A 22,337-nucleotide genomic window follows, 5' to 3' on the forward strand; every position below is an offset into this window, starting at 1 on the left:
TCCCTCATTCGGGGAGGGAATTAGCAAAAAACGATGCGGACATCTCATTTTCCCCTTCCCTTTGCCGGACACAGGCTGCATATCGTCGACTTTGATGCGAGCAGCTTTCACGAACACGACCTGCTATGGCTGCCTCATCACGATCGGCTCCGGTCTGCCGGACGCAAGCGTAAAGCTGAACATCTGGCAGGCCGCATCGCCGCCGTTCATGCGCTACGCGAGGTGGGCGTCAGGACAGTGCCCGGTATTGGCGACAAGCGACAGCCGCTATGGCCGGACGGCCTATTTGGCAGCATCAGCCACTGTGCGACAACGGCGCTGGCCGTCATATCCCGACAGCGTATTGGCATTGATATAGAAAAAATCATGAGTCAACACACGGCGACAGAGCTGGCGCCGTCCATTATTGATAGCGATGAGCGCCAAATTCTCCAGGCGAGCTCGCTCCCTTTTCCGATTGCCCTGACGCTGGCTTTCTCCGCCAAAGAGAGCGTTTATAAAGCCTTTTCAGACCGCGTCACGCTCCCGGGATTCAATAGCGCAAAAGTTACCTCGCTTACCGCCACGCACATCTCGTTACATCTGCTGCCAGCCTTTGCCGCCACGATGGCTGAACGTACCGTCCGTACAGAATGGTTTCAACGTGGCAATAGAGTTATTACTCTTGTTTCTGCAATAACGCGCTTTCCCCACGACAGGAGCGCTCCCGCTTCTATACTTAGCGCAATCCCCCGATAAATGAGATCGCTATGGCGCTGAATGATTTTCACGTTTCTGAACCTTATACGCTTGGTATTGAGCTGGAGATGCAGGTGATCAATCCACCTGGCTACGATTTAAGCCAGGACTCTTCTACGCTGATCGACGCCGTTAAGCCCCAACTTACTGCGGGAGAAATTAAGCACGATATCACCGAAAGTATGCTGGAGATGGCCACGGGCGTCTGCCGCGATATTGACCAGGCGGCGGCCCAACTTTCTGCCATGCAGCACGTTATTTTACAGGCGGCGTCGGAACACCATCTCGGCATTTGCGGCGGCGGTACGCACCCTTTTCAAAAATGGCAGCGTCAGGAGGTCTGTGATAATGAGCGCTATCAACGCACGCTGGAAAATTTCGGCTACTTAATTCAACAGGCGACGGTTTTCGGCCAGCATGTCCACGTCGGCTGCGCGAACGGCGACGATGCGATTTATCTTTTACACGGGCTGTCGCATTTTGTGCCGCACTTTATTGCGCTCTCCGCCGCGTCCCCCTATATGCAAGGATCTGACACCCGTTTTGCCTGCGCGCGCCTGAATATTTTTTCCGCTTTTCCCGATAACGGTCCCATGCCGTGGGTCAGTAACTGGCAAGAGTTTGCCGGACTATTTCGCCGTCTGTCTTACACCACGATGATCGACAGCATCAAAGATTTGCACTGGGATATCCGCCCCAGCCCGGCCTTTGGCACGGTAGAAGTTCGGGTGATGGATACGCCGCTCACCCTTGATCATGCCATCAATATGGCAGGGTTGATTCAGGCGACCGCGCACTGGCTGCTGACCGAGCGTCCCTTTAAACCGCAGGAACAAGACTATCTGTTATATAAATTCAACCGTTTTCAGGCTTGCCGCTATGGTCTGGAGGGCGTGCTAACCGATGCCTATACCGGCGACCGCCGTCGCCTGGCAGATGATACGCTGCGTCTGCTGGACAACGTTACCCCCTCTGCGCGCAAGCTGGGCGCCGACAGCGCCATTGACGCGCTACGTCTGCAGGTGAAAAAAGGCGGTAACGAAGCGCAATATATGCGGGAGTTTATTGCCGACGGCGGATCGCTGATAGGTCTGGTACAAAAACATTGTGAAATCTGGGCGGGACAATAGACAGCATATTTGCCTTACCAGGCGATATCCCGGACAATGGCGTTTTAACTTACGTTTAACAAAGCCATGAAACACCCGCTTGAATCATTGATGACCGCTGCCGGTATTTTGCTGATGGCGTTGCTCTCCAGCCTGCTGCTGCCCGCCCCTTCGCTCGGCCTTGCGCTGGCGCAAAAACTGGTCGGGATCTTTCATCTTATGGATCTCAACCAGCTTTATACTTTGTTGTTTTGTTTATGGTTTCTGTTGCTCGGCGCGCTGGAATATTATGTTATTCGCTTTATCTGGCGGCGCTGGTTTTCGCTGGCCGATTAAACATTTCAATGCGTACGGCCATGCTTTTCTTTACGATAAGCGCCTGGCGGCAGGTTGAACGTGCGGGTAAAAATGCGCGTAAAGGTTTGCTGCGAATCAAAACCATACTTGAGACAAATATCATACACCTTCTGGTCGGTGTCGCGCAGGTCGCGCGCCGCCAGTTTTAGCTTCCGTTCACGCACGTAGCGCCCCAGACTCTCCCCTTTGTACTGCATAAAAAGGCGCTGCAGGTGCCACTTGGAATACCCCGCATGACGGGCAATATCATCAATACGTAACGGCTGATTCAAATTATCATCAATCCACTCGACAATCGTGTCGATAACCTGAGCGGAAATGGTCATCGTGCTCTCCCCTCTATCAAACTCGTCAGCGGCTCCCGCACCGCACATTTACGGCAACAGCAATAAGCATAGTAATAACCACACAAATTGTGAGACAGCTTATCGCATGGCCTGCAATAGGCTTTTCTACCACTTCATGCGGCAGCCCTTGATTATGAGTGAGTAAGCACTCATTATAGAAAGCAAAGATACGCCGTCAAGGTACTTTTCAAAGGTTGACATTCACCGTTGCGACGCGACAACGGGCATGATTCAATCATGTTTTTCCAGACATAAGGGTAACGTGTAGTGGCTCGTCCGAAGAGTGAAGACAAAAAACAAGCATTACTGGAGGCGGCAACCCAGGCGATAGCGCAATCCGGTATCGCCGCCTCAACGGCGGTGATTGCGCGTAACGCAGGTGTTGCAGAAGGAACATTGTTTCGCTATTTCGCGACCAAAGATGAGCTGATTAACACGTTGTATTTGCATTTAAAGCAGGATCTCTGCCAGTCAATGATAATGGAGCTGGATCGATCCATTACCGATGCCAAAACGATGACCCGCTTTATCTGGAACAGTTACATCAGTTGGGGTCTGAACCATCCCGCGCGCCACCGGGCGATCCGTCAACTGGCTGTCAGCGAAAAGCTCACCAAAGAGACGGAACAACGGGCCGACGATATGTTCCCCGAATTGCGCGATTTATGTCATCGTTCCGTTTTGATGGTGTTTATGTCGGATGAGTACCGCGCCTTCGGCGACGGCCTTTTTCTGGCGCTGGCTGAAACAACAATGGATTTCGCCGCGCGCGATCCCGCTCGCGCTGGCGAATATATTGCGCTGGGATTCGAAGCGATGTGGCGCGCGCTGACTCGCGAGGAGCAATAATGGACGGTCAAACACTGCACGCCTGGGCAAAACGCTGTGCGCTGGAACTGCCTTTTACCGAACACTGCTGGCCTTTCGGCCCACAGTACGATGTGTTTAAAGTCGGCGGCAAAATATTCATGCTGTTCACTGAACATCACTGTCGCCCAGTGGTGAACCTGAAGTCGGATCCCCAAAAATCCCTGGTAAATCAACAAATTTACCCCAGCATTGCGCCTGGCTATCACATGAATAAGAAACACTGGATTTCAGTCTATGCGGGCGAGGATATCACCGTCTCGCTACTCAACGATTTGATAAATGACTCATGGAATCTGGTCGTAGACGGGCTGCCTAAAAGAGAGCAACTGCGCCTGCGACCGCGCTGATGCAATAACCGTTTCCGCATTTTCCTCCCTTATCTTTTTACCGATAACCCGGTACCCTGCTGATACAAAAGGGTACTAAACCAACCAGGAGCATTTATGGATATCGTTTCTGTCGCCTTAAAGCGCTACTCCACTAAGGCGTTCGATCCCAGCAAAAAACTGACCGCCGAAGAAGCGGATAAAGTAAAAACACTACTACAGTACAGCCCCTCCAGCACCAATTCCCAGCCGTGGCACTTTATTGTCGCCAGTACGGAAGAAGGCAAAGCGCGTGTCGCAAAATCCGCTGCCGGAAACTACACGTTCAACGAACGCAAAATGCTGGACGCCTCCCATGTGGTGGTCTTCTGCGCCAAAACCGCAATGGATGACGCATGGCTTGAGCGCGTCGTCGATCAGGAAGATGCTGATGGCCGTTTCGCTACGCCGGAAGCTAAAGCGGCAAATGATAAAGGTCGCCGCTTTTTCGCCGATATGCACCGCGTCTCGCTGAAAGATGACCACCAGTGGATGGCGAAGCAGGTTTATCTGAACGTCGGCAACTTTCTGCTGGGCGTCGCCGCGATGGGTCTCGATGCCGTCCCCATTGAAGGTTTCGACGCCGAGGTGCTCGACGCTGAATTTGGTCTGAAAGAAAAAGGCTATACCAGTCTGGTCGTGGTGCCGGTCGGCCATCATAGCGTCGAGGATTTCAACGCCGGGCTGCCGAAATCACGTCTGCCGCTTGAAACCACACTGACGGAAGTCTAATCCCCTGCCTAAGCCGGACGCCCGTCCGGCTTTTTTCACCTTTCTGCCAGGTTCCTCAATGATCAATGGCGCGAAGTGCCAGGTTTTACATCGCTAGTGTTAACTTCCTCTTTCAACCTATTGAAAATAAATAATATTTAAAACTGGCACGCCGTTTGCCATATCTGGATACCCCCTATCTGGATGAAGGAGAAAACGGCGTGACACCGGTTTGCGCCTACGATGGCGATATTGTCACCACGGGGTTGGCCCTCCCTGGCGTGTCATCAAAATCGGGCGCTAAACCCAACGTTATAACGGGTTTGATTGCCATCGCTTAACCCTGCCGTTTGCGCCATCCCGGCGAAAGCGGACACTGTTGCCGACAGCGGAAAATCTGCGCCAATCGCGATATCAACCCAGTTTTTATCCTGCGTTTTTCCGTCGCGGCTAAACGTCAGCGCGGTCGATTTAAGGCCGCCGTTCGCCACATACGTATCATCGCCAAACTGACGGCGATAATTAATCTGCGCCCAGGAGTGAATGATGCTGTGGCGAAGATCCAGACGCCAGCCAGCGCCACCCACCTGCGAATGGGCGTTTTGGTCGCCAAAACGCATTGATGTACTGGTATTGAGCTTCTCGCTATAGCCATTAACGTGGCTGTAATCCCATGCATATTGCAGCATCGGTCCGGTCGTTAACCACGGCATCATGACAAAATCATAACCACTGGTTAACCTCGCGCCCCACAGCTGCCCGTTGGTTTCGCCCTCTTCCAACCGTCTTAGCGCACCGAGCGTGATACTGCGCTGAATGTTACTGAATTTAGCGGACAGGTAGTGTAAATCGCTATCCAGCCACGCCTGACCGGCGCGTAAATGGCTGAATACGGCGGCCTGAAAACCGCGGGCGTCATAACGATAATTATCGTCAGGATGTTGCTTATCCAGAGAACCGGCTATCAGCCCTCCCAGCAGTACCTGCTCGTTAAGCTGATAATCGACGCCAACCGTCAGATTATTATGATTACCGTTCCCGTCGGCCTCATTATTATCATAACGTTGATATCCCCCGCTGTATCCACCGAACATGCCCAGTGAACCAACAGGATTTTCCCCCTGGCGAAGCTGCTGATAACGGCTGTCAAGCGTGGTACGACTACCTTGCGCCATCGACTGAACGCTTTGGTTTAGATATGTCGCCTGTACCGGCGCGGCAATGATCGACTGGATATATTGCGCAATAATGGTATGGACCTGCGGACCGGGATGTAAATGATCGGCAAACAGATAGTCCTGCGATGCATTAAATCCAGGCATTGCCGAGGAGCACGCCGAAGCGGATACGCCCGGCGGGCAGGCCATACCTACGGTATTTGTCAGACCAAACGCCTGCGGGTTGGCAAGAATTTCCTTAAAGAGGCCGTTGATATCGGCACGGGCTATATTGCCGCCGTGTTGCTCCAGCCCCTTCTCTTCCATCTGATTATAATAATCGGTCAGAGCTGACGCCTGCCCTGCCGCCTTTTCATAGCCCGCCAGCAGTTGTTCAACGAGCAGTTGCTGAATAAATGGATTGCTGCTTACCGTTGCAGCCGCCGCCAGCAGCGCCTTGCGGATCGCCTGTTGCCGACTGGCGAAATCAGGCGTAGCTCCCTCCGCCAGCGCATCTAACGCCGCTTTTAGCGCCGGGGGCGCCGCTGCGCCCAGCCCGGCGGTGATTACCGCCTCCAGAAGCATTGGCGTCGCACTAATATCCGGTACGTTTGGCACCACGACCAGCCCGGCGCCGGCATCCAGTAACAGCCCTACCTGCGCCGCCGCGCTAGTGGCGCTATTACCAGCTATTTGCTGTGCCATGGCAGGTCGCGCGATGGCCGCCGCCAGATCGTTTCCGCCGACCCAGTGAATATACAAACCGTTGTGGTCGGCTTTTCCCCCCGTTTTGGCAAGCCACTGCCGTACCTGATCGGCGGTATTATCCTGCGGGTTTAATTCCGGGGTCGCCGTCGCGCCGCCGGCGGCATAATTAGAGCCGCCATTGCTGGAAGGGCTTAATGCCAGCCCATATAGTTCGGCCAACTGTTCGTCGTAGAGCTTATTTTGACCACTATCCCAGGTCCAGCGACCGTTATTTCCGGTATCGCTAAGGCTATCGCCAATTACCGTAAGAGAGTCAAACGCACAGGCAGATAATGGCGCGGCCAGCGCCAGCGAGAGTATGCCGTATTTTAGCAGGGTACGCTTTTGGGTCATCCGATGTTCCTTAATGTTATTGTTGATAGGTACGACGGTGCTAATCATTATCCGACAGAGATATTACAATCGTTTTAAACATTCTGGTTAAAAAGTTTTCATTCATTGTTGACGGACTGGCGCCTGTTCAAAAAGAGGGAACCGCGTAAAATAACGACGTTTATAGGGCGCTGGATAAAATATAGCGTATGGATAACCCCAGAGGCGCTTTTACCCGTCTGTTGCTGATTATGCCTGAAGCGCAGGCGTCCTGATTTGCATAAATGCCATTCAGCAGTCATCATAGGCTGCTGTTTATAAAGGAGAGATTATGCAGGAATTGATATCCCAGGTAGAAGATTTAGCGGGAATTGAAATGAATCACACCACGTCGCTGGTGGTGATATTTGGTATTATTTTTCTGACAGCAGTTGTCGTGCATATTATTTTGCACTGGATAGTACTGCGCGCTTTCGAAAAACGTGCCAGCGCCAGTTCCCGCCTGTGGCTGCAAATTATTACCCAGAATAAATTATTCCATCGTCTGGCTTTTACGCTGCAAGGCATCATTGTCAATATTCAGGCCGCGCTCTGGCTACAAAAAGGCAGTGAGGCTGCGGATATCCTGACGACCTGCGCGCAGTTATGGATTATGACCTACGCCCTGCTGTCGTTATTTTCCTTGCTGGACGTGATTTTCAATCTATCGCAAAAATGGCCCGCCGCCTCTCAGCTACCGCTAAAAGGAATATTTCAGGGTATTAAGCTCATCGGCGCAATTATCGTCGGCATTCTGATGATCTCACTGCTGATTGGCCAGTCACCAGCAATTTTAATCAGCGGGCTGGGCGCGATGGCCGCGGTATTAATGCTGGTCTTTAAAGACCCGATTCTTGGCCTGGTTGCCGGTATCCAGCTTTCCGCCAACGATATGCTCAAACTAGGCGACTGGCTGGAGATGCCAAAATATGGCGCAGATGGCGCGGTCATTGATATTGGCTTAACCACGGTAAAAGTACGCAACTGGGATAATACCATCACCACCATTCCCACCTGGTCGCTGGTTTCCGATTCGTTCAAAAACTGGAGCGGCATGTCTGCGTCCGGCGGACGCCGGATTAAACGCAGCATTAATATTGACGCGACCAGTATCCATTTTCTGGATGATGATGAAAAACAGCGGCTGTTAACCGCGCAACTGTTAAAGCCGTACCTTACCAGCCGTCATCAGGAAATCGATGAATGGAATAAACAACTGGATGCGCCGGAATCAGCCTTAAATCACCGCCGAATGACCAATATCGGGACATTTCGCGCCTATCTGAACGAATATTTACGCCACCATCCGCGCATCCGTAAAGATATGACGCTGATGGTACGCCAACTGGCGCCTGACGATCATGGTTTGCCGATAGAGATCTACGCCTTTACCAATACCGTCATATGGCTGGAATATGAGAGCATTCAGGCCGATATTTTCGACCATATTTTTGCCGTGGTGGAAGAGTTCGGCTTGCGTATTCATCAGACGCCGACCGGCAGCGATATTCGCGCGCTGTCAGGGACATTGCGCCATTAATGGATTGCCCGATCGCATGAGCATGGGATCGGGCAAAAAAGTTAATGAGCCTTACGGCGCAAAACTGTAAACGCGATAAACAGGAATACAATCCATACCGGCAGCAAAATCGCCGACAATCGCATATCGTCCATCGTACACATTAACACCAGGATCAGCGCCAGAAACGCAATGCACAAATAGTTTCCGGCGGGATAGAACAGCGCCTTAAATTGCGTCTCGCGCCCTTTACGACGCATCGCCGCGCGAAAACGTAAATGCGCGAGACAGATCATTATCCAGTTTAGCAATAGCGTCGCGACAACCAGCGCCATCAACAGGCTAAACGCTTTTTGCGGCAACAGATAGTTGATCAGCACCACCAGCGAGGTAATCGCTCCGGAAAGTATCAGCGAGTTCACCGGTACGCCGCGATGGCTGACGCGGGTTAAAAATTTCGGCGCATTGCCTTGTACGGACAGGCCGAACAGCATTCGGCTATTCGAATAAACGCCGCTGTTATACACCGAAAGCGACGCGACCAGAATAACGAAATTCAGCGCCGAAGCCACCACATTACTGTCCAGGTTATGGAAGATCATCACAAAAGGGCTGCTATTGGATTTCACCTCTACCCACGGATAGAGCGCCAGCAACACCACCAGCGAACCGATGTAGAACAGCAAAATACGGTATACCACCTGATTCACCGCTTTCGGAATGCTTTTTTGTGGATCGCGCGCTTCCGCCGCAGTAATGCCGATCAGCTCCAGTCCGCCAAAAGAAAACATAATCACCGCCAGCGACAGAAGCAAACCATGCCAACCGGTAGCGAAGAAACCGTTATAACGCCAGAGGTTATCAATGCTGGCATGTTCGCCGCCGTGGCCGGAGAACAGCAGCCACAGACCAAAACCTATCATGCCGATAATCGCCAGCACTTTAATCAGCGCGAACCAGAATTCCGTTTCGCCATACAGACGAACGTTCACCAGATTCACGGCATTAATGATAATAAAAAACGCCGCCGCCCATACCCATGTTGGTACGTCAGGCAGCCAGTACTGCATATAGATGCCCGCCGCGGTCAGCTCCGCCATCCCGACCAGCACAAACATGACCCAATAGTTCCAGCCCGACAAAAAGCCCGCAAACGGCCCCCAATATTTCCAGGCGAAGTGGGCAAACGATCCGGAAACCGGCTCTTCCACGACCATTTCACCCAACTGGCGCATAATGAGAAAAGCGATAATCCCGGCAACGCCATAGCCCAACAAAACAGCCGGCCCCGCCATTTGAATCGCCGGGCCGATGCCCAGAAACAGTCCGGTGCCAATGGCGCCGCCCAGCGCAATTAGCTGAATATGGCGGTTTTGCAACCCCCGCTGAAGCGTCGGTTCATTCTTCGACGCGGCATCCGACACGCTGGCGCCGGATGCAGTTGACGCGTTTTTCACGTCCTACCCCTGTATCGTTTTTATTGAGGGGCACCTTTTAACATTTCGCTCTCGCTGCCGCAAGGCGCAATCGTTTGTCAAGGCTCAACTCCGGACGTTAACGTTATCGTGTAAAAAAAGATGTCGCGGGGAGTAAAAAGAAAAGAGTGCGCGCCGATATAGAACGTTACGGGTGACAGACGCCGAGTATAAAATATGTGAATAACTCTGGACGAAAAGTACGACACCCTACAGAATACATTTAGTATTTTTTCAGTATTTTCAAAAAGGTGAATCAGACCTGGTATCTGTTATCCGTTTTTGAGCCACGCCAGGCATCAACGTCATGAATAAGATCATCAAACGTTTAGAGATCATCAAAAGCGCCATCGAACTTGAGGACGAAGAGATTATCCGTCAGCAGCTCATCTACCTGAAAAATGAGCCGCAGGATGCCGTAATCAGCGCGATTGCCCAGGCGATTGAAGCTCGTCGATTCAGTGACGCCATGCAAGAGATCGCCGCCTGGCTACAGGCTCAACGGGCGCTCTCGACGTGGCAAGATCCCTCTATTGCCGCCAGTAAACTGGAGCTGAAAGCGCTTGAAGCCCAACTTCGCGATCTGATTGACAAACGAAATGCGCGGGTACAAATCCTCGACGATTTCAACGACCTCTATCATCTGCGTCTCGGGCCGTTGATGAGCCGTATTCTGGAGTTGCGTAAACAGCTCGCGGTGAGTATGCAGCGTAAGCAAGAGGCCGAAATAAAACGCCGGGAAAAGGATTATCAATCCTGCCTGCAATTTATTTCCCAGGCCGTGGATCAACTGGCAACGCTAAAACAGCAGTGGACAGGATTGAATGCCGCCTCGCGCGAAGCGGTGGGCATCCGTCAGCGAATCCAGCAGCAGACGGAATTAATTACCGCGTTGCTGGCGGAAATTCGCGAGCTGGAAGCGGATTTTTCCCATCAGGACGACAGCGCATTCCGCCAGGCGCAGGAAAATGCGGAACAGGACTATCACCAGTACCGGGAGCAGCAGCAGGAAGCGCAATTCCGCTACGCTCGCGATCAACGTTTGTCGGCAGACGAACGCAGTGAATTAAAACGTTTGTGGCGTCAGGCCAGCCGCCTGTGTCACCCGGATGTGGTCGCCGATGAATTAAAAGAAAAAGCGCACCAGATGATGGTACAACTTAATCAGGCGCGGCAGAATGCCGATCTGGCGGCAATTCGCGCGTTATTGACGCAGCTGCAAAGCGGTCTGGAACCGATGATGGCAAGCGACAGGCTAAATAATCTGGAACATCTGCGCCATAAAATACGCCAGCTCCGCACGCAAATCGACGCGCTGTTGAAAGAGATAACGCAACTGGAAACGGAAAACGCCTGGCGGCTCGCCTCTTCCGTTGCGGATAAGGAAGCCTATTTCTCCGAGCAGGAACGGGCGCTAACCGAAATTCGCAATACGCTGGAGGCGCAGGTTCAACAGGTGGAACAGGAACTTCTGTCAGGGTAGTCCATCATTCATCAACACATTGTCGGATGGCGCAAGCGCCACCCGACGAATCGCGGCATAAAGAGGGTAAGAGGGGCGCTACTGTCGCTGTAAAAGTAACGAACGGGCGGAGTCCGCCATGATCATCACCGCACCTGCCAGCATTAACGTATCTTTTAATACCAGCCGCCCGGCGCCCGATAAATACGGAAAACCATAATGCGCATCGCCCAGCGGCATAACCCAGGCCTCCGGCGTGGTGATCAAAAACGACAGCGTGACAAATGGCGTCAGGAATGCCAGCACGCCGCCCGCCAGCCCTAACCAGCGGCTGACAGGGTTAGCCAGTACCAGCGCCGCGATAATCAATTCCACCACGCCCAGACCATCCGAAAACGCATACGTATTATTGGCCGTTTGCCAGGCGCGTTCCTCCGGTTTTAGTTCGCCCTCATGAGTCAGATGCTGACGATATTCTTCAGGATGTTCATAGAAAAAAGACATAAACGGGCTGTTCGCCACAAACGGGGTAATACTGTCTGCCTCATAGGGCACAAATTTTAGTAGTCCAATCCAGATAAAAACGATGGCGATACTCAGGCGAATTAATGTTAATCCAAGCCGATCCCCCTGACTTAACAGACGAAGATATTTATCCATCTCAGGCTCTCCTTATTTATATAATATCGCAGTGGCGTAACCCGTATTATCAATACGCATGGACGTAATTTTCCATGACGACGCCTGTTTACTTTGCGCCAGTCTGGCAATAGCGTCTTCAAGCATTGACGGCGTTGCTGACACCGCAGAAACGCTGATATATTCAACGCCGGTTAGCGGCTGGGCGGAGGCGGAAAACGCCAGCGGCGCAGCCAATAATGAAGCAATAAGTGTGGTAACTTTTAACATCGAGATTTCCAGTCGTGGGTTATTTCAATGGTGTTATAATACGTTACGCCTGACTAAAGCCTTTTCTTTCAGACGCCAGCATATTTGTCCTGGCGTATTTTTATAGCCTGACAGGCCAAAAAAAGCCCTGATTAACAGGGCTACGTTATTTATGTTTTACTTAATGAGAGAGAAGAGATCGTTTAAAGACTCACTCATTGTAGGATGGGTAAATATCTGGTCGCGTAACACCGTATAAGGTAAATCTGCATCCATAACGGTTTTAACGATATTAATCATTTCATGAGAATCGACGCATAACAATGACACCCCTACAATACGCTGCGTATTCACGTCCACTACCGCTTTTAGTACGCCACGAGTATCGTTCATAACACGGGCGCGAGGGATCGCCGCCACCGGTAATGTCACCACCTGCACCGTTGCGCCGCTTGCCCGCGCTTGTTCTTCCGTCAGCCCGACACGAGAGAGCGGCGGCGTCATAAAGACGGAATACGGAACATTCTGGCGATCGCGGGTACTGCGTTTGCCATCTCCCAATAACCCGTCGCGTACAATACGAAAATCATCCAGTGAAATATAGGTAAACTGCAACCCACCGGTAACATCGCCCATCGCCCAGATATTGTCCGCCGTGGTACGCAGGTAATCATCCACGATGATCCCGCCGCGTTCGTTCACCACCACGCCGGCGTTCTGCAACTGTAAACCAGCCGTCGCCGGTTTTCGCCCCGACGCCACCAGCAGGGCATCCATAAGATGCGCGCCTTCCGGTGTTTCTACTTGTACCGCGCCCTCCTTTGAGGATACGGCCTGTACGTTGGCGTTTAAAATCAGCTCGACGCCCTTTTCCTGTAAAATGCGGGTAATTGCCTGCGCGATATCCCGATCTTCACGAGGCAGGAATTGCGGCGCTGCTTCAAAGATAGTAACCTTCGTACCGAAGTTGGCGAACATTGAGGCAAATTCAAGGCCAATATAACCGCCGCCTAAAATCCCCAGCCGCGCCGGACGCTGGCTCAGGCTGAGTAGCCCGGTGCTATCGAACACCCCTGCCGTCGTTGTTAAGCCCGTAATAGCCGGGATCACCGACTCTGCGCCAGTATTAATGAAGATCTTTTCTCCCCGTAACACCCGCTCGCCGTCCGCCTGAAATACCCGTAAGGTATGGTTATCAATAAACTCCGCCCTTCCCTCAATCACATCGACATTGTCCAGGTCGGCAAGATTATGAAAATTTTTGTCGCGTAAAAAATTTACGACCGCCGCTTTGCGTTGCATGGCGACTGAAAAATCGCCCTCACGTTCCGCATCATGCACCAGCGTTTTCGTTGGAATACAGCCAATGTTGATGCAGGTTCCGCCGAACATACTGGCGGACTGTTCGATAATCGCCACGCGCCATCCCGTCTTCGCCAGAGTTGTCGCCAACGTTTTTCCTGCCTTGCCAAAACCAATAATGAGCGCCTGATACTGTGTCATCTTCTTTCTCCGCCAAATCACCATCTGTTTGTCAGGACAAGTATAAATAACGTCAAAAAAGACAGGGTTATCCGCAACGCGCCATTTTTTGTCTTATCGTCTAAATTGGCGGTTAGCAAAAACAAGGGTAGAAATGACATTGAGTCCGAAATATAGTGATCAGAGACAGAAATGGTTATCTCTAGTTTTGAAAATAAATCTGTTCTGGAGTCTATATGGATGCGCTTAGTCGGCTATTGACGCTTAACGCCCCTCAGGGCTCAATCGACAAGAATTGCCCGTTAGGCGGCGACTGGCAGTTACCGCACGCCGCTGGCGAGCTATCGGTGATTCGCTGGCATACCGTTACACAGGGCGAAGCGCAACTGGAAATACCTACCGGCGACGCCATGATACTTACGCCGGGAAAGGTGGTGATTCTGCCGCAAAACTCCGCCCACCGTTTGCGCCAGTCTGGCGAAGCACCGACACATATCGTGTGCGGTAGTCTACGTCTGCACACGACGTCACGTTATTTCCTTACCGCGTTGCCGGAAGTGTTATGTCTTGCCCCGCCGCCGCATAGCCCCGCCAGTATCTGGCTTAACGCCGCCATTTTGCTGTTACAGCAGGAGTCAGAACGCCATTTACCTGGCGCTGATGTCTTATACAGTCAGCAGTGCGCCACGCTGTTTACCCTCGCCGTTCGCGACTGGCTATCGCAGGCTGGCACAGCGAAAAGCGTGCTCAATTTATTGCTGCATCCCCGGCTGGGCCGCGTGATCCTTCACATGCTGGAAACACCGGCGCATCCCTGGACGGTCGAAACGCTGGCGCAACGGGTACACATGTCGCGGGCGAGCTTCGCCCAGCTATTTCGCGACGTGTCCGCTACAACGCCCTTAGCCGTGTTAACAACGCTGCGCCTGCAAATCGCCGCCCAGACCCTGTCGCGTGAAGCGCTGCCGGTGATGGTGATTGCCGAGTCGGTAGGTTATGCGAGCGAATCTTCTTTTCACAAAGCTTTTGTCCGTGAATTCGGTTGTACACCAGGCGAGTACCGCAAACGGGTCAGCGCGCTCGGACGATAAACGTATACTGAACCCGCCTACAGTTTGACGCCGCAGGCGGGCGACACACGTTATGCCGCAAGGCGACGATGCCTGCGCAGCCACATCAGCTTGTAGGCTGCCGGAATGATGAACAGCGACAGCAACGGCGCGGTAATACGGCTCATCACCTCAGAACCCGCGCCGGTCCCCCATAAAACAGGTAGCAGACCGGCGATAATCACCGCTACCGTCATGGCTTTTGGCCGCACCCGGAGCACCGCCCCGTGGTAAAGCGCCTCATCGAGTTTTTCTGCCGAAAAGGTGTTGGGAGCTTGCGCTTTGAAGGCCGCGCCTGCTGAATCACCGGCGATCCCATCATGCTACGCAGAGCGATCAGTAATTTACTCTCTAATACGATGCGCTATACGCCGCCGGGTAAAACCATTACTCTTCGGATAAAAGAAGCGGACGACCAGATACATATTATTGTTGAAAACCCCGGTACGCCAATCGCGCCGGAACATTTGCCGCGCCTTTTCGATCGTTTTTATCACGTTACTCCCTCCCGCCAGCGTAAAGGGGAAGGCCGCGGTATAGGCCTGGCAATTGTAAAATCCATCGTCATTGCGCATCAGGGAAAAGTTTCTGTCACCTCCGATACGCGCGCTACTCGTTTTATTTTGACATTACCCAAACACCTCCGTTGAACTGTAGCGATAGTGAAAGGCGCTATCACTAGCCAGCAAAATAATCTGATATAATCGTCATTATCCTGTCACGCGCCAGCCCCAACGACTGTTTTATTATTTCTCTTATTAACCCACACCGGAGAAATAAGATGAATAAGTTTACATCCCTTTTAGCTGTCGTTTTTTTATTTCAGCTGGCGTAAAAGCCGCAGAGAAAATGGAATCTCGCCAATTATCCGCCACGGCGCATGAGATGATGAATAACGGTGACGCCTTCGCGCATCAGCAAATGGCTCAGACACAGAAAACCAGCGCCCCGGCTACTGTGGAAAATGCGACATCCTTTTCTGAAATGGACGACTATGAAAAAGCAATGGTCATCCATCAATCGATGAATAATGCCCATTCTTTCTCCCACGAGATCCAGGCTGAGGAGCACCATAAACAGATTAAACGCAATTAGTTATTTGCATATTAGCGTCACGTACTGCGGATGGCGCAACGTCGCCGCCGCAGAAGCTTACGGATTAACATAATTTTGAGAGGTTAAATGGCGCGCCCTGCAGGATTCGAACCTGCGACCCACGGCTTAGATGTTCCTGGAACTACCTGAGCTAACAACAAGTTATTCCATTACTACGGCGCTCACTCGCCCCATCCTCGAAAAACATGCAAAGACTTGCAAGCCGATGCAAAGCTTTGTGTGTCCCGTTTTTGTCCCAAACTACTTAGCAATCAGTAGCCCCAATTGATCGGTAACAACGATCAATTAATAAGATAACAATAACTTTAAACTATTGAATACCACATTATTGATCGTTTATATCGATCAAAGCAATTTGTAGTGCTACACTCCAGACCTTTCCGAATCCGCTGATTTTCATAATGTTGAAGTTATTCGCTAAGTACACATCGATCGGTGTTCTTAACACGCTTATTCATTGGGGCGTATTTGCTTTTTGTGTGTATGGGATGCATACGCATCAGGCGTTGGCGAACTTTTCCGGTTTTGTTATCGCCGTATCGTTCAGCTTCTATGCCAATGCGCGCTTCACCTTTAACGCCAGCACCACCACGCTTCGCTACATGATGTACGTGGGATTTATGGGAACACTGAGCGCCGTTGTTGGCTGGATGGCTGACAAATGTTCCCTGCCGCCACTCCTTACTCTTGTCACCTTTTCAGCTATCAGCCTGATATGCGGATTCATTTATTCAAAGTTCATTGTCTTTAGGGATGCGAAATGAAAATCTCGTTAGTCGTTCCGGTCTTCAATGAAGAAGCCACGATACCTATTTTCTATAAAACGGTTCGCGAGTTTGAAGAGCTAAAACCGTATGAAGTTGAGATTGTTTTCATCAACGATGGAAGCAAAGATGCGACTGAATCAATAATTAACAAAATAGCTGCATCTGATCCGCTCGTTATTCCGCTTTCGTTTACGCGAAACTTCGGTAAAGAACCTGCTCTTTTCGCGGGTCTCGACCATGCAACCGGGGATGCGGTCATTCCTATTGATGTCGATTTACAGGATCCGATAGAAGTAATCCCCCATCTCATTGAGAAGTGGCAGGCTGGCGCGGATATGGTGCTGGCTAAGCGCTCAGACCGCTCAACTGACGGGCGCATGAAGCGTAAGACAGCTGAGTGGTTTTATAAGCTGCACAACAAAATCAGCAATCCGAAAATCGAAGAGAACGTTGGCGATTTTCGGTTAATGAGTCGTGAAGTTGTCGAAAATATTAAATTAATGCCCGAACGTAATCTGTTTATGAAAGGCGTTCTGTCATGGGTGGGCGGCAAGACTGATGTAGTTGAATACGCCCGCGCTGAGCGAATAGCTGGTGATTCTAAATTTAACGGATGGAAACTTTGGAATTTAGCACTTGAGGGTATTACCAGTTTTTCTACCTTCCCTCTTCGCATCTGGACATACATAGGATTAGCCGTCGCTAGTGTAGCATTTATTTATGGGACATGGATGATTTTCGATACTATCATATTTGGAAATACTGTTAGGGGATACCCTTCACTACTTGTCTCAATACTGTTTTTAGGCGGGATTCAGATGATTGGCATAGGAGTATTAGGTGAATATATTGGCCGTATATACGTTGAAACTAAAAAACGCCCGAAATACATCATTAAGAGAAGCAAAAAATGAATAAAGTCATAAAAATATCATTATATATCTCTTTTGTGTTAATTATTTGCGCTCTATCTAAAAACATAATGATGTTAAATACATCTGATTTTGGAAGAGCCATTAAGCCATTAATTGAAGATATACCCGCATTTACATATGATTTACCTTTATTGTATAAATTGAAAAGTCCCATTGGTTCAATTAATAGCTATGACTATATAAGTTCATATAGTTATATTCTGTATGCGTATGTCTTGTTGATTAGCCTTTTTACTGAATACCTTGATGCCAAGTTGTTATCATTACTTTTAAAGGTAATATATATTTATTCCTTGTATGCAATATTTGCCTCATATATAAAAACAGAAAGATATGTATCTTTATTTGCTTTCTTTATTTTGGCTTTTCTTATGTGTTCATCATCAACACTGTCAATGTTTACCTCATTCTATCAAGAGCAAATAATTATAATTTGCCTTCCATTTTTGGTGTATTCTTTAACATGCAAAAATAATAAATCTATACTATTGCTATTTGCTTCGTTGTTAATAATATCCACTGCAAAAAGCCAATTTATATTAAGTCCGCTCATAGTGTATTCATATTATATATTTTTTGATAGACGTAAACTAATTATTAAGTCTGTAATATGCGGGGGGTGCTTGCTGGCGTCAATATTTGCAATATCTTATTCAAAAGGTGCTGTTGAATTAAATAAGTACCATGCAACATACTTCGGAACTTATCTTTATATGAAAAACAATGGGCATAAAGTCCCCTCTTATGTTGATGATAAATGTATTGGATTAGATGCCTGGGGTAATAAATTCGACATATCCTTTGGCGCAGTCCCAACAGAAGTCGGGACAAAATGTTTCGAATCTCATAATAATGAAAAATTTTCAAATGCACTCTATTTATTGGTTAGCAAGCCAAGCACCATCTTCAAGCTTCCATTTGATGATGGTGTGATGGCTCAATATAAAGAAAATTATTTCCATGTATATAAAAAACTACACATCATTTATGGTGCATCAAATATACTAACAATGATTACCAACATAAAAGATCATATATTTAAAAACATTAGATTTACGGCGTTGTTATTGTTTTTTGTCACTTCGGTTTTTATTAAAAATAATAAAGTGAAGGCATCTTTATTTGTAGCATCTCTTTTTGGAATGTCTCAATTTTATGTATCTTTTTTCGGGGAAGGGTATAGAGATTTAAGCAAACATTTGTTTGGAATGTATTTCTCTTTCGACCTTTGCTTATACATAACACTTGTTTTTTTGATGTATAAAATAACGCAAAGAAATCAAGAAAATAGCAATGTGAAACACTAAAGCAAAATTGCGCGCCTCTCATGGCGCGCACAACCTATAATACCAACCTAATTTCTCCGCCTCTTGGAGTGACTATTGCCCCTGATAGAATGGCAGTATAGACTATCAAATACCCTGATTCATTGTTTATTGTAATATCACCTCTATTTACAGACGATAACTAAAGGTATCATTACCCCCTCCCTCCAGAACCAAGTGCCGATATTATCATCAACAGTGATAGATACATATACTACTGGTTATCACTATAAGTGATGCCAGTCTTATACTTAACATAAGGACTTCCACTTTGATCACTTTGATTCTCGATGGACACATGACATCCAGGGGTTATGTTTATATGCGTCCCAGGACCAGTCGCACCATTAACGGCAACTGGATGTAAAAGTGATGTTTGTCTGAACTTAGCTAAAACGTTTGAGTTTGTAATCCCAATTGATGCACCATATGCACATATAGTCTGCTCTACAGTAGCAGAAACTTTTGCGTTGGCAAGGGGGAGTTCAGCATCAGCACGTGTTGATGCTGTCTGTAAAAGTATGTCTGAAAGATTGTATTCAGATCCTTCTATATAATCCCACCATACAGCACCACCTGAGCCTGTCAGTAATTCTGTGTAACTGCCAGCATCACCGCAGCAATAACAATCCTCGCACTCGCGGGGATTTCTTTTATCGGAGTAACCATGGAATAACACAGCCTCACACTCGATGGGGCCTGTGCATTTCTTCAGATATCCAGACCCACCGCCACAAACTGGATTCGCATAGGCCGACATCAGGCAACACTTAAAAACCCTTCAAAACCTAAATTCCCTTACCTAACAACACGACAGGCCTGCATTGCGGCGCTTAACTCCCCGCTGCATACTGTCGCCGTGAGCGCGGGTGATGGCATAACAGCGGAAAAACAATGTCACTCTTCCACAGAGGTGAAATATGGTACGCGTCCTACTCGACACCGGGCGGGAAGCGAATTAAGGAAAGCCTTGGGACTTCCGACAAGCGGCTCGCTACTGAGCTACATGACAAGCGCAAAGCTGAATTGTGGCGAGAAGACCGGCTTGGCGATTTCCCTGATGTAACGTTTGACGATGCCTGAATGAGGTGGCCTGAGGAAAAGGCAGAGAAGAAATCACTGAAGGATGACCGCAGCCGTATGGCTTTCTGGCTGGAGCATTTTGAGGGGATCCGATTAAAGGATATTACCGAGCAAAAGATTTACTCAGCAGTGAACAGGATGAGCAACCGCAAGCAGCTTAAGATATGGAAAATCAAAGCTGCCGCGGCGCAAAAGAATGGAGAGCTAGCACCAGTCTATTCAGCTAAACTGGTCACCACCGCCACCAAAGCCAAGCATCTGGCATTGATGAAGGCAATTCTGCGGGCGGCAGAACGTGACTAGAAATGGCTGGAGAAAGCTCCTGTAATCAAGGTTCCTGCTGTCAGAAACAAGCGTGTCAGATGGCTTGAGCGTGATAAGTCAAAAAGACTTATTGAAGAATATCCGGAACCGTTGAAATCTGTTGTTAAATTTGCGCTAGCAACAGGACTTCGGCGGCCTAACATCATTAATATGGAATGGCAGCAAATCGACATGCAGCGTCGTGTTGCTTGGGTGAACCCTGAAGACAGCAAGTCAAACCGCGCTATTGGCGTAGCGCTGAATGGCACTGCCTGTAAGGTTCTGCGTGACCAGATTGGTAAGCATCATAAATGGGTGTTTGTGTATACTAAGCCCGGAGTTCGTCCTGATGGCTCTAAAACTTCAGCTGTCAGAAAAATGAGGTTGGATGATCAAACAGCATGGAACGCAGCATGCCGTAGAGCGGGGATTGATAATTTTCGCTTTCATGACCTTAGGCACACATGGGCAAGCTGGTTAATTCAATCAGGAGTTCCACTGTCAGTGCTTTAGGAAATGGGAGGATGGGAGAGCATCGAGATGGTGCGCCGATATGCTCACCTTGCGCCGAACCATTTAACAGAACACGCGAAGCAAATTGACTCGATTTTCAGTGATGATGTCCCAAATATGTCCCATATGGAAAATAAGGAGGGAATAAAGAAGCGTAACGCGTTGATTTTTAGATGGCGCGCCCTGCAGGATTCGAACCTGCGACCCACGGCTTAGAAGGCCGTTGCTCTATCCAACTGAGCTAAGGGCGCCTTGTGAAGTGAAGACTTCGTGTAGACGAAACGCGAGAATTATACGGTCAGGTACTCCTGAGTCAATGGCTTTTGTTCTGGTTGCTGACTAAGTGTACGAATATCGTCTTTTCTGGCGCAATGCCAGGTTCCAGGAAATCGCCTGGACACATCTCAGCACGCATAAAGTGGGAATTAAGGCCGCCAGTATTTAGAAAATCAATCAGTTTCTTTAATATTTCACCATGATTCACCTGCCGTGTAGGATATTTTTTATGCTGAGTATCGCTATTAAGGAACAAAACAGTCACTTTGAGCATGGTTTGAAAATCATCATGACGCGTCTGGCGAATCAATGGCAGCAGAAAATTGACTTTCTGCCGCCAGAAGAGATAGATAATGCCGATATCGCTTTCCTGGCCCTGGATGATGATTGGTTCAGCGCAGGCTGTTACCAGATACCTATGCATACCCAACATCAGCTACGGGTGATTATTTGTAATAAATGCGATAAAGAAAAGCTCATGTTCAGACCATGTCTGTATATGCTGCCGCATATTTATCGGGAAGATGATGTTGAAGAAATTACCCGGAAAATGATATTGATCTTACATAAACGAGCGCTTCGACATAGCGTCCCTTCTGGCATTTGTCACTACTGCACGACTCGTCATTTTTCAGTAACAGAACGTCACCTGTTAAAACTGATCGCCAGCGGTTATCATTTAAGCGAAACGGCCGCTTTACTTTCACTTTCTGAAGAGCAGACAAAGTCACTCCGCCGGAGCATTATGCGAAAATTACATGTTAAAACGGAGCAGCAGTTTTTAAAGTATATTAGAGTTAACCTTCATTTCTTACTCAGTAAGTAAACCCACTTAACTTTTTACAAGGCTTACGAAATATCTCACCAATAATTAAGTAACGATACCTACAGGCATTTTTTTAACGCTGCCACAATGATGCCCATAATATCCTGATAGATTCAGGGGTCGAAAATATATGGCTGCATCATAAATGCCTGGAGGAGTGTTTGGTGGCACAGGGTACTTTATTAAAGGAAAGGATAAATCCCCCACACCTGGCGTCTTCGCCAACACGTCATTCATATCTCAACAGCAGATTGTTAAAATCTGAGCCAATCGTTAATCTCTCAACTGCGCAATTAATCGGCTATGAGGTCCTGACGCAACTTCCGTCAAAACATGATAGCGAAGTTTTTTTTCAGCAGTTAATGCTGATGGAAGGCATTGAAACATCAGAGCAACGAAGCATTGCTTTTTACGCTGCTGCAACGATGGGACAAGGTTATTTATGGCCAGCCATATTACCAGATATATATTAGAGCAATGGAAAA

21 protein-coding genes, 1 tRNA gene and 5 pseudogenes are annotated in these 22,337 nt (G+C 49.0%); 18 read left to right on the top strand and 9 right to left on the bottom strand.

The features are described from left to right. The first annotated feature begins 33 nt into the window (after positions 1-33). The 3 genes from entD to J4613_RS11540 all read left to right on the top strand — a co-directional run bounded on the left by entD (position 34) and on the right by J4613_RS11540 (position 2,183). Complete coding sequence (gene entD, locus J4613_RS11530; RefSeq protein ID WP_111742414.1) at positions 34-738, top strand: enterobactin synthase subunit EntD; 705 nt, start codon at positions 34-36, stop codon at positions 736-738. 11 nt (positions 739-749) lie between these two features. Then, entirely contained in the window at positions 750-1,868 is a 1,119-nt protein-coding gene (locus tag J4613_RS11535) for a YbdK family carboxylate-amine ligase (protein ID WP_001196908.1), read from the top strand. Positions 1,869-1,934: 66 nt separating this feature from the next. Then, positions 1,935-2,183 carry a DUF1158 family protein gene (locus J4613_RS11540; protein ID WP_000682497.1) on the top strand — a complete coding sequence of 83 codons (249 nt, stop codon included), beginning with the start codon at positions 1,935-1,937 and terminating at the stop codon, positions 2,181-2,183. Between the two features lie 5 nt (positions 2,184-2,188). Here the strand turns inward: J4613_RS11540 and J4613_RS11545 are convergent, their stop codons facing one another. After that, positions 2,189-2,530 carry a RamA family antibiotic efflux transcriptional regulator gene (locus J4613_RS11545; protein ID WP_000155633.1) on the bottom strand — a complete coding sequence of 114 codons (342 nt, stop codon included), beginning with the start codon at positions 2,528-2,530 and terminating at the stop codon, positions 2,189-2,191. A 288-nt stretch (positions 2,531-2,818) separates the two neighbouring features. Here J4613_RS11545 and J4613_RS11550 point away from each other — a divergent pair, with 288 nt between their 5' ends. The 3 genes from J4613_RS11550 (at position 2,819) to nfsB (ending at position 4,518) form a co-directional block, all read left to right on the top strand. Further along, a complete protein-coding gene (locus J4613_RS11550) occupies positions 2,819-3,400 on the top strand; it encodes a TetR/AcrR family transcriptional regulator (protein WP_000113613.1) in 582 nt (193 codons plus the stop codon). Next, the gene (locus tag J4613_RS11555) at positions 3,400-3,768 is read left to right on the top strand and encodes an MmcQ/YjbR family DNA-binding protein (protein ID WP_023231625.1); all 369 of its coding nucleotides are present in this window, start codon (positions 3,400-3,402) and stop codon (positions 3,766-3,768) included. Before J4613_RS11550 ends, J4613_RS11555 begins: the two co-directional genes overlap by 1 nt. Positions 3,769-3,864: 96 nt before the next feature. Continuing rightward, the gene (nfsB, locus tag J4613_RS11560; RefSeq protein WP_058112874.1) at positions 3,865-4,518 is read left to right on the top strand and encodes an oxygen-insensitive NAD(P)H nitroreductase; all 654 of its coding nucleotides are present in this window, start codon (positions 3,865-3,867) and stop codon (positions 4,516-4,518) included. A gap of 266 nt (positions 4,519-4,784) precedes the next feature. On the opposite strand, the gene J4613_RS11565 is transcribed toward nfsB, so the two are convergent. Next, a complete protein-coding gene (locus tag J4613_RS11565; RefSeq protein ID WP_111742415.1) occupies positions 4,785-6,755 on the bottom strand; it encodes an autotransporter domain-containing protein in 1,971 nt (656 codons plus the stop codon). 310 nt (positions 6,756-7,065) lie between these two features. On the opposite strand from J4613_RS11565, the gene J4613_RS11570 reads away from it, so the two are divergent. Beyond that, on the top strand, positions 7,066-8,313 hold the full coding sequence (locus J4613_RS11570) for a mechanosensitive ion channel family protein (protein WP_001156969.1): 1,248 nt from the start codon (positions 7,066-7,068) through the stop codon (positions 8,311-8,313). Between the two features lie 41 nt (positions 8,314-8,354). Here J4613_RS11570 and pheP read toward each other — a convergent pair whose 3' ends face one another. Further along, positions 8,355-9,749 carry a phenylalanine transporter gene (gene pheP, locus J4613_RS11575; RefSeq protein WP_000786288.1) on the bottom strand — a complete coding sequence of 465 codons (1,395 nt, stop codon included), beginning with the start codon at positions 9,747-9,749 and terminating at the stop codon, positions 8,355-8,357. A gap of 325 nt (positions 9,750-10,074) precedes the next feature. On the opposite strand from pheP, the gene J4613_RS11580 reads away from it, so the two are divergent. Continuing rightward, a complete protein-coding gene (locus J4613_RS11580) occupies positions 10,075-11,250 on the top strand; it encodes a DnaJ family molecular chaperone (RefSeq protein WP_001033457.1) in 1,176 nt (391 codons plus the stop codon). A 78-nt stretch (positions 11,251-11,328) separates the two neighbouring features. Here the strand turns inward: J4613_RS11580 and rclC are convergent, their stop codons facing one another. The 3 genes from rclC to rclA form a co-directional block, all read right to left on the bottom strand. Next, positions 11,329-11,889, bottom strand: a complete 561-nt coding sequence (gene rclC / locus J4613_RS11585) for a reactive chlorine resistance membrane protein RclC (RefSeq protein ID WP_000362177.1) — start codon at positions 11,887-11,889, stop codon at positions 11,329-11,331. Positions 11,890-11,901: 12 nt separating this feature from the next. Then, entirely contained in the window at positions 11,902-12,138 is a 237-nt protein-coding gene (gene rclB / locus J4613_RS11590; RefSeq protein WP_000922172.1) for a reactive chlorine resistance periplasmic protein RclB, read from the bottom strand. Between the two features lie 156 nt (positions 12,139-12,294). Beyond that, positions 12,295-13,620 (bottom strand): reactive chlorine resistance oxidoreductase RclA, encoded by a 1,326-nt coding sequence (gene rclA, locus J4613_RS11595; protein ID WP_023193456.1) that lies wholly within the window; start codon positions 13,618-13,620, stop codon positions 12,295-12,297. A 215-nt stretch (positions 13,621-13,835) separates the two neighbouring features. Between rclA and rclR the strand changes: the two genes are divergently transcribed. Further along, a complete protein-coding gene (gene rclR, locus J4613_RS11600; protein WP_001727158.1) occupies positions 13,836-14,690 on the top strand; it encodes a reactive chlorine-specific transcriptional regulator RclR in 855 nt (284 codons plus the stop codon). A gap of 50 nt (positions 14,691-14,740) precedes the next feature. Here the strand turns inward: rclR and J4613_RS11605 are convergent. Continuing rightward, a pseudogene (locus J4613_RS11605) lies at positions 14,741-14,974 on the bottom strand (efflux RND transporter permease subunit); the annotation flags it as partial. 9 nt (positions 14,975-14,983) lie between these two features. On the opposite strand from J4613_RS11605, the pseudogene J4613_RS11610 reads away from it, so the two are divergent. The 5 genes and pseudogenes from J4613_RS11610 to J4613_RS11630 all read left to right on the top strand — a co-directional run. Further along, positions 14,984-15,358 (top strand): annotated as a pseudogene (locus J4613_RS11610) (ATP-binding protein); the annotation flags it as partial. 235 nt (positions 15,359-15,593) lie between these two features. Beyond that, entirely contained in the window at positions 15,594-15,803 is a 210-nt protein-coding gene (locus J4613_RS11615; protein ID WP_000981672.1) for a hypothetical protein, read from the top strand. A 422-nt stretch (positions 15,804-16,225) separates the two neighbouring features. After that, positions 16,226-16,588, top strand: a complete 363-nt coding sequence (locus J4613_RS11620; RefSeq protein WP_000915523.1) for a GtrA family protein — start codon at positions 16,226-16,228, stop codon at positions 16,586-16,588. Continuing rightward, complete coding sequence (locus tag J4613_RS11625) at positions 16,585-17,505, top strand: glycosyltransferase family 2 protein (protein ID WP_111742416.1); 921 nt, start codon at positions 16,585-16,587, stop codon at positions 17,503-17,505. Before J4613_RS11620 ends, J4613_RS11625 begins: the two co-directional genes overlap by 4 nt. Beyond that, on the top strand, positions 17,502-18,833 hold the full coding sequence (locus tag J4613_RS11630; RefSeq protein WP_111742417.1) for a hypothetical protein: 1,332 nt from the start codon (positions 17,502-17,504) through the stop codon (positions 18,831-18,833). Before J4613_RS11625 ends, J4613_RS11630 begins: the two co-directional genes overlap by 4 nt. A gap of 34 nt (positions 18,834-18,867) precedes the next feature. Here J4613_RS11630 and J4613_RS22700 read toward each other — a convergent pair. Continuing rightward, a pseudogene (locus J4613_RS22700) lies at positions 18,868-18,993 on the bottom strand (hypothetical protein); the annotation flags it as partial. A gap of 573 nt (positions 18,994-19,566) precedes the next feature. On the opposite strand from J4613_RS22700, the pseudogene J4613_RS22870 reads away from it, so the two are divergent. Both J4613_RS22870 and J4613_RS11635 read left to right on the top strand, forming a co-directional pair. Next, positions 19,567-19,887: pseudogene (locus J4613_RS22870) on the top strand (DNA-binding protein); the annotation flags it as partial. Beyond that, positions 19,770-20,966, top strand: a pseudogene (locus J4613_RS11635) (site-specific integrase). The pseudogenes J4613_RS22870 and J4613_RS11635, both read left to right, overlap by 118 nt. Here the strand turns inward: J4613_RS11635 and J4613_RS11640 are convergent. Beyond that, positions 20,925-21,001, bottom strand: a tRNA-Arg gene (locus J4613_RS11640). The pseudogene J4613_RS11635 and the gene J4613_RS11640 sit on opposite strands and share 42 nt — an antisense overlap. Before the next feature lie 254 nt (positions 21,002-21,255). Here J4613_RS11640 and fimW point away from each other — a divergent pair. Next, on the top strand, positions 21,256-21,852 hold the full coding sequence (gene fimW, locus J4613_RS11645; protein WP_000948629.1) for a fimbria biosynthesis transcriptional regulator FimW: 597 nt from the start codon (positions 21,256-21,258) through the stop codon (positions 21,850-21,852). A gap of 161 nt (positions 21,853-22,013) precedes the next feature. Further along, positions 22,014-22,325: a hypothetical protein gene (locus J4613_RS11650; RefSeq protein WP_023237846.1), complete on the top strand. Its 312-nt coding sequence runs from the start codon at positions 22,014-22,016 to the stop codon at positions 22,323-22,325. Positions 22,326-22,337 lie beyond the last annotated feature (12 nt).

The organism is Salmonella sp. 32020114201800008SM (assembly GCF_017572025.1).
GTDB lineage: Bacteria > Pseudomonadota > Gammaproteobacteria > Enterobacterales > Enterobacteriaceae > Salmonella > Salmonella enterica.